General features: G+C 72.1%; 4 protein-coding genes and 1 pseudogene. 2 read left to right on the forward strand and 3 right to left on the reverse strand.

All coding sequences use genetic code 11. From position 1 onward, the window contains the following. Both ADK41_RS03485 and ADK41_RS03490 read left to right on the forward strand, forming a co-directional pair. Positions 1 to 295 (forward strand): annotated as a pseudogene (locus ADK41_RS03485) (FG-GAP-like repeat-containing protein); the annotation flags it as partial. A gap of 409 nt (positions 296 to 704) precedes the next feature. After that, positions 705 to 1,358 carry a hypothetical protein gene (locus tag ADK41_RS03490; protein ID WP_380955418.1) on the forward strand — a complete coding sequence of 218 codons (654 nt, stop codon included), beginning with the start codon at positions 705 to 707 and terminating at the stop codon, positions 1,356 to 1,358. Positions 1,359 to 1,374: 16 nt separating this feature from the next. Here the strand turns inward: ADK41_RS03490 and ADK41_RS03495 are convergent, their stop codons facing one another. The 3 genes from ADK41_RS03495 to ADK41_RS03505 all read right to left on the reverse strand — a co-directional run bounded on the left by ADK41_RS03495 (position 1,375) and on the right by ADK41_RS03505 (position 7,118). Continuing rightward, positions 1,375 to 2,808 carry a S28 family serine protease gene (locus tag ADK41_RS03495; RefSeq protein ID WP_030825033.1) on the reverse strand — a complete coding sequence of 478 codons (1,434 nt, stop codon included), beginning with the start codon at positions 2,806 to 2,808 and terminating at the stop codon, positions 1,375 to 1,377. A gap of 107 nt (positions 2,809 to 2,915) precedes the next feature. Beyond that, positions 2,916 to 3,302 (reverse strand): hypothetical protein, encoded by a 387-nt coding sequence (locus ADK41_RS03500; protein ID WP_030825036.1) that lies wholly within the window; start codon positions 3,300 to 3,302, stop codon positions 2,916 to 2,918. A gap of 108 nt (positions 3,303 to 3,410) precedes the next feature. After that, positions 3,411 to 7,118, reverse strand: coding sequence for an ABC transporter ATP-binding protein (locus tag ADK41_RS03505; RefSeq protein WP_030825039.1), 3,708 nt, complete (start codon positions 7,116 to 7,118; stop codon positions 3,411 to 3,413). Positions 7,119 to 7,350: the final 232 nt, after the last annotated feature.

The following is a 7,350-nucleotide window of genomic DNA, read 5'->3' on the forward strand; positions in this document are numbered from 1 at the left end:
CTACGACGGCGGCCAGAGCAGCGACGGCAAGCACACCTCCTCCGTCTACACCCTGACCAGCACCGGCACCCAGTTCACCGTCGCCAAGACCTGGACCAGCTCCGGCAGCTTCAACTGGTCCGCCAGCCAACCCACCTCGGGCGACTACAACGCGGACGGCAAGGACGACATCGCCATCCTCTACGACAAGGGAACAGCGGCCGACGGGCGTAAGCGCGATGCTCTGTTCTTCCTGCGCAGCACCGGCACCTCCCTGCAGTCCCCCGTGGAGACGTGGAGCGGCAGTGTTGTGTGAGACCGCGCCATGGGGCGGTCCGATCAGATGACCTGAAGAGCCAGCGCCCTACTGATCGCCCCCATCGGCTGGGGCGCAGAGGACCGTCGGTCGGGCGGGCAGACGGGTGTGTCAAGCCTCTGACGGGCGCGGGCTCTTCTCGCTCGAGATCCCCTCCCTGAAGGCCTCATCCGTCCGTAGGCCCAACCCCAAGCCGTTCCGGCAGGTCGGGAACAACTCAACAGCACCTTCGGAACTCGCCGTTGCGGAAGGAACCAGGGCCGGGGACGCCTGCGGGGCGTATGGCGCCTGTTGGACGCGGCGCGCGTACGTCACCCGTCCGACGCACTTTCCCCGATGTGGTGAAAGCTCACCACATGTCTGGCGTGCCCCGGCCGACCGGGTCACGCTGGACGGGAGTGTCCGGGGGATGACGATGCACGTGGGAAGTGGGCGGGGGACGCGCGCCGCGTTCGCGGCGGCGGTCGTGGTGCTGCTCGCCGGCTGCCGGGGCGCGCCGGGCGGCGGCGCCGAGGAGGGCGGCCGGCCGGGCGAACAGGCGGCGACGGTGTCACCGGCGCCGGTCCTGCCGTCCGGGTACGGGGCGGTGTTCCTCGCGGTCGACGAGTGCAGCTCCTTCGGCCGGACCAGCTTCACCGAGGTGTCCTGCCGGAGCGAGCGGGCGGCGGCCCGGGTCGTCGCCCGCCACGACGGGACCGTGCGCGACGGGCCGCGCTGCCCGGCCACCACCGACTTCGTGCTGCACATCAGCGAGCAGCGCCCCTCCGCCGACGAGGACGGTGACGGCGCGGTGCCGCGCGGCTACGCCTGTATGCGCAACCTCCAGCCGCCGCACCCCGGGGACCCGGGCGGCGGGGGCGGACCGCGCACCATCGTCGGCGACTGCGTCTACGACCTGGGCGACGGCAGGGTCCGCGAGACGGCCTGCGACGGCAGCGCCGAGCGGGAACCGGAGTTCGAGGTGGACAGGGCCGTGGACGACCGGTCCGAGTGCCCGGCGTCCACGGCCCTCTACGTCCGGCTGGGCGGGTCGTCACCGGTGGGCTGCGCCCGCCCGGTGTAGTCCCGCCCCGCCCCCGTCACGGGCGCAGCGTGCGCTCCCGCTCGACGTCCCGCTTGTCCAGCCCGGCGTCGAACTTCGCCAGCGGCTTCGCCGCCGCCGGGTTCTCCCGGACCGTGCTCGGCGCGACGTCCGCCCAGTCCAGGATGCGGGCCGTGGCCAGCGCCTTCTCCTCGGCGACCAGACCGGCCACGTTCGCGCCGTGGTTCATGCCGGGCGCGGTGAACACGTACGCGTCACGCGCGCCCTTGCCGAGACGGAACGGCTCGGCGCCCCACGGGTCGTTCTCGCCGTACACGAACAGCATCTGCCGCGCGTGGTGGCGGACCCAGGTGTCGACGTCCCGCATGGCCCAGGGCTGGAACTCCATGTCGATCGAGCGGGGCACGAAGTTGCGCGGCGGCTGGTAGCCGTAGCGGACGTACTTCTTCTCGATGTGCGGGAAGGTGATGGTCGGCGCGCCCATCTGCGTGCCGGCCTGGTAGTAGTACGGCGTGTACGGGCTCAGGCCCTGGTCCGTGTAGAACGAGAAGCCGGAGATCGTGTCGATCGAGGTCCAGATCTCGTCGTCGGTGGCGTTCTCCGCGTCCGCCGGGATGTCCTGGCAGTCGGCGACGGTGCTGTACTGCCAGAAGCCCCACACGTAGTCGAGGACGACGGCCTCGTAGGCCCGGTCCAGGCTGCCGATGGTGTCGAAGGTGTAGCCGTTCTCGGCGGCGACCGCCTCGTACCGCTTCTCCAGCGGCGCCCGGCGCACCAGCGCCTCGCGCTGCACCGCGTTCAGCCGGTCGCGGCACTCCTTGGTGCCGACGGTGCGGAAGAAGCGGTCGTAGGCCGAGTCCTCCTCGTTCACCACGTCGTTGGGGGCGACGTAGGCGACCACGCCGTCCATGTCCCGCGGGTAGAAGCGCTCGTAGTAGGTGGCGGTCATGCCGCCCTTGGAGCCGCCGGTGGAGATCCAGTTCTCGGAGTAGATCCTCTTCAGCGCGGTGAAGATGCGGTGCTGGTCGCTGGCGGCCTGCCAGATGTCCAGCTTCGACCAGTCGGCCGGCTCGGGCCGGGACGGGGTGAAGAAGCGGTACTCCATGGAGATCTGGTTGCCGTCCACGATCTGGGTCGGCTCGGCGCGGCGGGGCGTCGTGGAGACGCTGTAGCCGCCGGTGTAAAAGACGGTCGGCCGCGCGGTGTCCTTGTGCAGCACGGTGATCCGCTGCTGGAACGTGCCCTTGGAGGGCCTGCGGTGATCGACCGGCTGGGTGTAGTTCAGGACGAAGAAGCGGTACCCGGTGTACGGCTTCTCCTCGATCAGGCTCATGCCCGGGATCGAGAGCAGCCTCTCCTTGATGTCAGTGGTGCCGGTGGCCTCCGGCTCGGCGGCGGTGGCCGCCCCGGCCGTGCTCAGTGTGCCTATGAGCACCGTGAGCGCCAGCAGCCATCTGAGCGCCTTGCGCATGCGCACTCCCCTGTGAGACGGATGTGCGCCGGAAGCTACTGGACCAACTCCCTCCAGCACCAGGGGACATGGGGATAACCCTCGGTCTCCCGCAGGTCAGCACGAGGTCAGCACAGGATCCAGCCGGAGCTGACGGACCCGCCGCCGACCCTGCCCTTCACCCACACGCAGCGGCGGCCGGCGTGCACGGTCACCGGTCCGGCGTGGTGCTTGTACTTACCCTCGTCGACGACCGGGCGGCCCCCGCGCGCCCGTACGCTCACCGACATCTTCCGTCTGGTGCCGGGGTTCTCGGCGAGGGTGACGGCGCAGACGTAGCCGCCCCGCTTGTAGACGACCACCGAGCCGGTGGAGAACGGCAGCGTGCGCACCTTGCGCCCGGCGCAGTACGCGGCGGCGTGCGCGTCACCCGGCGCGGCGACGGCGAGCAGCCCCGAGGCGGTCAGCATCGCCAGGCCGAGCGCGAGTCGCCGGCGTATCGCTCCACTGCGCACAGTCGTCCTCCCCTACCGCCTCTGCCGCGCCAGGCGGCGTACGCGTGTACGGACGCATGACGTACGCCGATTGGTTGCGCGCACCCGCCGCGGGGGCGGGGCCGCTCCTCACGCCGGCGCCGGCACGTCCTCCCCGACGAACGTCCGCCACAGCCGGGCGTACGTGCCGCCGAGCCGGAGCAGTTCCTCGTGCGTGCCGTCCTCCGCGACCCGGCCGTGGTCCATCACGATCACCCGGTCGGCGCGGGCGGCGGTGGTCAGGCGGTGGGCGACGACCAGGGTCGTGCGACGCCCTGCTATCCGGTCCGTCGCCTGGTTGACCTGCGCCTCGGTCGCCAGGTCGAGCGCGGCCGTGGCCTCGTCGAGCAGCAGCACGTCCGGGGCGACCAGCTCGGCGCGCGCCAGCGCGATCAGCTGGCGCTGCCCGGCGGACAGGTTGCGGCCGCGTTCGGCGACCTCATGGAGGTAGCCGCCGTCCAGCGTGGCGATCATCTCGTGCGCGCCGACCGCGCGGGCCGCCGCCTCCACCTCGGCGTCGGTGGCGTCCGGACGGCCGTAGGCGATGGCGTCGCGAACGGTGCCCGGGAAGAGGTACGCCTCCTGCGGCACCACCCCGAGCCGGTGCCGGTACGCGGTGATGTCCAGGTCCCTCAGGTCCCTGCCGTCGACGGTGACCCGCCCGCCCGTCGGGTCGTAGAACCGGGCGACCAGCTTGACCAGCGTGGACTTCCCGGCGCCGGTCTCGCCGACGAAGGCGACGGTCTGCCCGGCCGGGATGGTGAGGTCGATGCCGTCGAGGGCCTCCTCGTCGTCGCCGTAGGCGAAGCGCACGTTCTCGAAGGCGATCTCCCCGCGCAGGGACGGCACCTCGAGCGGCTCGGCGGCGGCCCCCGTGGAGGCCGGCTCCCGCAGCAGCTCCTGGATCCGGCCCAGCGAGACGGACGCCTGCTGGTAGCCGTCGAAGACCTGGGAGAGCTGCTGCACCGGCGCGAAGAACAGGTCGATGTAGAGCAGGTACGCCACCAGCGAGCCGATCGCCAGCGTCCCGTCGTCGACCCGGCCCCCGCCCACGACCAGCACCGCCACGGCCGCGACCGAGGACAGCAGCTGCACGAACGGGAAGTACACCGAGATCAGCCACTGGCCCCGGATGCGGGCGCTGCGGTAGTCGGCGCTGCGCTCGGCGAACCGGCGTCCGCCGTCCCGCTCGCGGCGGAACGCCTGCACGATCCGCAGCCCCGCCACCGACTCCTGGAGGTCGGCGTTGACCACCGACACCCGTTCCCGCGCCAGCTCGTACGCCTTCACGCTGGCCCGGCGGAAGAACCAGGTGGCGACGATCAGCGGGGGCAGGGTGGCGAAGACGAGCAGGGCGAGCCCGACGTCGAGGACCAGCAGGGCGACCATGATGCCGAAGAAGGTGACCACCGAGACGAACGCCGTGACCAGGCCCGTCTGCAGGAACGTGGACAGCGCGTCGACGTCCGTCGTCATCCGGGTCATGATCCGGCCGGTCAGCTCGCGCTCGTAGTAGTCGAGGCCGAGCCGCTGGAGCTGGGCGAAGATCTTCAGCCGCAGCGCGTACAGGACGCGTTCGCCGGTGCGTCCGGTCATCCGGATCTCGCCGGTCTGCGCCGCCCACTGGACGAGCACGGTGAGCAGGCCCAGCAGGCCGGCCGCCCAGACCGCGCCGAGGGCCGCCCGCGTCACGCCCTGGTCGATGCCGTGACGGATCAGCACCGGCAGCAGCAGGCCCATTCCGGCGTCCACGGCGACCAGGCCGAGGCTGATGAGGAGGGGGGTGCGGAAGCCGCGCAGGAGACGGCGCAGGCCGTAGGAGTCCTCCGGCCGGACGGCCTGGACCTCGTCGACGTCGGGGACGTCGTTCGCCGGGGGCAGCGCCTCGACCTGGGCGAGGAGCTCCGGGGTGGCCGGGGTGCCGGCCAGCGCGGCGTCCTTGGGCTCGCGGTCGCCGGTCCACAGCCGGGGCGTGACCCCGCGCTCGGCGTCGAACTCGGCGTCCAGCTCCGCGCGGACCGAGGTGTCCTCCTCCCGCGGTCCGGCGGGCGGGGTGTGGCCCGGGGAGACGGCGCCGAGCTCGTCGGGGTCGGTGAGCAGCCTGCGGTAGAGGGCGGAGCGCCGCTGGAGCTCGTCGTGGGTGCCGATGTCGGCGAGCCGGCCGCCGTCGAGGACGGCGATGCGGTCGGCGAGGTTGAGGGTGGAGCGGCGGTGGGCGATCAGCAGCGTCGTACGGCCGCGCATGACCCCCTTCAGCGCCTCGTGGATCTCGTGTTCGACGCGGGCGTCCACGGCGGAGGTCGCGTCGTCCAGGACCAGCAGGCGCGGGTCGGTGAGGATCGCGCGGGCCAGGGCGACGCGCTGGCGCTGGCCGCCGGAGAGGGTCAGGCCGTGCTCGCCGACCGTGGTGTCGTAGCCATCGGGCAGCTCGCTGATGAACCGGTCGGCCTGGGCCGCGCGGGCGGCGGCGACGATCTGCTCCTCGGTGGCGTCCGGGCGGCCGTACGCGATGTTGTCGCGCACGGTGGCGGAGAAGAGGAAGGAGTCCTCGGGGACCAGCCCGATCGCGGCCCGCAGGGACTCGGTGGTCAGCTCGCGCACGTCGTGCCCGCCGACGAGGACGGCGCCGTGCGTGACGTCGTAGAAGCGCGGCAGGAGCAGGGAGACGGTGGACTTGCCGGAGCCGGAGGCGCCGACGACGGCGAGGGTCTCCCCGGGGCGGATCTCGAAGGAGAGGCCGTCCAGGACCGGCCGGCCGGGTTCGTAGCCGAAGGCGACGTCGTCGAACTCGACGGTCGCCGGGGCGTCGGCGGGCAGTTCCCTGGCGCCGTCGGTCAGGAACGGCTCGGTGTCGATCAGCTCCAGGACGCGTTCGGTGCCGGCGCGGGCCTGCTGGCCGACGGTGAGCACCATCGCGAGCATCCGGACCGGCCCGACCAGCTGGGCCAGGTAGGTGGAGAAGGCGACGAACGTGCCCAGCGTGATGTGCCCGTGCACCGCGAGCCAGCCGCCGAGCGCCAGCATCGCCACCTGGCCGAGGGCGGGGACGGCCTGGAGGGCCGGGGTGTACCGGGAGTTCAGCTTGATGGTGCGCAGCCGCCCGGCGTACAGCCGCCGTCCGACCTCGCGCAGCTTCCCGGTCTCCTGCTCCTCCTGTCCGAAGCCCTTCACCACGCGGACGCCGCTGACCGCGCCGTCGACCACCCCGGCGACGGCTCCCGCCTGCGCCTGCGCGTACCAGGTGGAGGGGTGCAGCCGGGTGCGGCTGCGCTTGGCGATCCACCACAGGGCGGGGGCCACGGCGAGGGCGACGGCGGTGAGCGGCAGCGACAGCCACGCCATGATCACCAGGGAGATCAGGAACAGCAGGAGGTTGCCGATGGTCATCGGCAGCATGAAGAGCAGGCCCTGGATCAGCTGGAGGTCGCTGGTGGCGCGTCCGACGACCTGCCCGGTGGACAGCTCGTCCTGGCGTCTGCCGTCGAGCCGGGTGATCGTCCCGTACATCTCGGTGCGCAGGTCGTGCTGGACGTCGAGGGCGAGCCGGCCGCCGTAGTAGCGGCGGACGTAGGTGAGGACGTAGACGGCGAGCGCGGCGCCGACGAGCAGACCGGCCCAGGTGGCCATGTCCTTGGTCTTGTCGCCGATGACGTCGTCGATGATCACCTTGGTGATCAGCGGGACCAGCGCCATGACGGCCATGCCGCCCAGGGAGGAGCCCAGCGCGAGGACCACGTCCTTGGGATGACGCCACGCGTATGCGGCCAGTCGCCGTGCCCATCCCCGTTGCGGTGTCACGCGGGTGCCCTCCGATCGTCCTGATCTACCGGAAGGCACCAACACCGCCGGAAGCGGATTTCATCCCTCCGCACCATCCGGGCGACCGGTTCAGATGCGGTACGCGCCCGTCCCCGGTGCGCCCCGCCCGTCCGTGAGCGCGGTGAGCGCGGTGAGCGCGGTGAGCGCGGTGAGCGCGGTGAGCGCGGTGAGCGCGGTGAGCGCGGTGAGCGCGGTGAGCGCGGTGAGCGCG

The sequence above is a fragment of the Streptomyces caelestis genome, assembly GCF_001279005.1.
Lineage (GTDB): Bacteria > Actinomycetota > Actinomycetes > Streptomycetales > Streptomycetaceae > Streptomyces > Streptomyces heliomycini.

Bases quoted from the DNA above. Each gene is read 5' to 3' on its own strand.
- ADK41_RS03490 (WP_380955418.1), top strand. From the start codon at position 705: ATGACGATGCACGTGGGAAGTGGGCGGGGGACGCGCGCCGCGTTCGCG.
- ADK41_RS03495 (WP_030825033.1), bottom strand. From the start codon at position 2,808: ATGCGCAAGGCGCTCAGATGGCTGCTGGCGCTCACGGTGCTCATAGGC.